A 2,365-nucleotide genomic window follows, 5' to 3' on the forward strand; every position below is an offset into this window, starting at 1 on the left:
ATCCTGCACGGCGCGACTCCCACCGACCTCGCGCCCGTCCTCACGGCCTGGGAAGCGGTGCGCCCCGCGCGACGGTTCGCGGTGCTGCCCGCCAATCCGGGAAGGAGCACCACATGACACCCGGCGCCGTCGATATCGCCCTCACCGCGGCGGATCTCACCCCCGAGTTCCTGACCCGCGCCCTCGGCCGCCATGTGCGCGCCACCCACACCGAGCCGGTCGGCACCGGCCAGATCGGTGCGGTCCACCGAATCCACCTCGACGGCGACGACGTGCCGCCGACCGTGCTCGCCAAACTCCCTTCCGCCGACCCGGCCGCGCGCGCCATGCTGGCGGGCGCCTACCGGCAGGAAATGCTCTTCTACACCCGGCTGGCAGGAACCGTCGCCGTCCGTGCGCCCCGCTGCCACTACGCCGCCGCCCGCGCCGACGGCGCCGAGTTCACCCTGCTGCTCGAGGACATGGCCCCGGCCCGGCAGGGCGACCAACTGGCGGGCTGCGGCCTGGCCGAAGCCGTTGCCGCCGTGCGCAATCTGGCCGCCCTGCACGCCCCGCGCTGGTGCGACCCGAGCCTGCTCGCCGAGGACGGCCTCGACCTCGCGACCACCGAGGAAGCCGACATGCTGGGTGAGTACTACGGCCCCGCCGTCGACACCTTCCTCGACCGCCTCGGCGACCGGATCGATCCCGCCGATCACATCACCCTGCGCGGCTGCGTCGAGATCACTCCCACCTGGCTGCTCGCCCGCCCCGAGCGCTACGCCCTCGTCCACGGCGACTACCGCCTCGACAATCTGCTCTTCGACGATCTCCTCTCAGCCACCGGCGACCACCGTGCGGGGGTGAGGGGTTCGAGTCCCCTTAGCTCCACTTGGAATGATGCAGGTCACAGGCTACTTCGGTAGCCTGGATCTGGATCGCGGTCACCACCGCGGTCATCACCGCCGCTTTTCGGACTGATCGTGTCGCCGTTTCGACACGACAGGAGTGGCGTATGCCCACACCTCGCCCGCGGCCCCGCAAGGACGGGACCGTCCGGTGACAGGTTCCTTTCCACTACTACGACACCGACCGTGTCCGGCGGATGTCCTCGGAATCCTTCGACGACTACGCCCAGGCCCAGTGGTGGGCTGATCTGATCGACCGGATCGGTCTCGACGCGGCCCTCGACGTCCTGGAGGGCAAGCGCGACGCCGGAACCGGCGCGATGCTGCTCGCCGACTGGCTGACCCGCTACACCGACCGCCTCACCGGCGTCCAGGAAGACGGCCGCCTCAAGTACCACCGCTACATCGCCAACGACATCGTTCCCTTCTTCGGCGAGCATGCCACCCTCGAAGCCGTCACCCAGGACACCGACGCCGCCTGGATCGTCTACCTCGAGCAGGACAAGGGCAACGCCCCCAAGACGATCAAGAACAAGCACGGATTCCTCTCGGCGGCGCTACGCGCGGCCGTCGAACAGCGTCCAGTACCCCTGCTGCCGTTCAACCCGTGCGCAGGGATACGACTGCCGCGTCACGACGACACCGAGATCGAGATCTTCGACAACGACGAATGGGAACTATTCGAGCAACTACTCGGGCAGCGGTGGCGCACCCAGGCCGAGTTCGGCCTCGTCTCGATGGCCCGCCCCGGGGAGATCGGCGCGCTGCAGGTCCGTGACGTCAATCCGGTCACCGGCGCCGTGCGGATCAACAAGGCCTGGAAGGACGGCGGCAGCCGCTTGAAGCTCGGCAAGCCCAAGTCCAGCCGAGGGATCCGCACCATCAACATCCCGCTGCAGACCGTGGAACGGCTGGACCTGTCCCGACCAGGCGACGAGCTGCTGTTCGCCAAGTACACCGGGACACCGATCACCGCCGCCTACTTCCACCGCAAAGCCTGGCAGCCAGCCCTGCGCCGGCTGGAGGCGCTGGCGCGCCGCGACTTCACCCCGTTCGGGACCAAAGCGATGTGGCACGGCGCCGACCCCGAAGTACTGCTCGAACGCTACGGAGCCGCGGTCGCGACGCTGCGGTCCAAGCACCTGACCCCGTACATGCTCCGCCACACGGGGATCTCGTGGAAATTGCAGGACGGCGTGCCGCTGTTCGTGGTGTCCCGCGACGCCGGGCATGAATCGGTCACCACCACCGACCGTCGCTACGGGCACAACGATCGCACGGCCAGTCGGTCCGCTGCCGAGGTCATCGCGAGCCGACTGCCACGAGTCCGCGCTGAGATGCTCGCCCTCGCCGCCTGACCTCCGCGCCTCTTCGTTCCATCGATCCGAATCCATTCCATTTCATTCCCTCCCCGGCGGGAATGAAATGGAATGGACGGAAAGGGAATCCGATGCGCACCGCCGTGGGACCCGCCACCA

The 2,365-nt window shown here is 68.5% G+C and carries 2 protein-coding genes; both read left to right on the forward strand.

Translation table 11 applies throughout. The features are described 5' to 3' along the window. Positions 1 to 113: 113 nt before the first annotated feature. The gene (locus tag QH283_RS11940; RefSeq protein WP_280503071.1) at positions 114 to 905 is read left to right on the forward strand and encodes a phosphotransferase; all 792 of its coding nucleotides are present in this window, start codon (positions 114 to 116) and stop codon (positions 903 to 905) included. A gap of 179 nt (positions 906 to 1,084) precedes the next feature. Next, a complete protein-coding gene (locus tag QH283_RS11945; RefSeq protein WP_280503072.1) occupies positions 1,085 to 2,245 on the forward strand; it encodes a tyrosine-type recombinase/integrase in 1,161 nt (386 codons plus the stop codon). Positions 2,246 to 2,365: the final 120 nt, after the last annotated feature.

This window comes from Nocardia farcinica, assembly GCF_029867845.1.
GTDB classification, from domain to species: Bacteria; Actinomycetota; Actinomycetes; order Mycobacteriales; family Mycobacteriaceae; genus Nocardia; species Nocardia farcinica_A.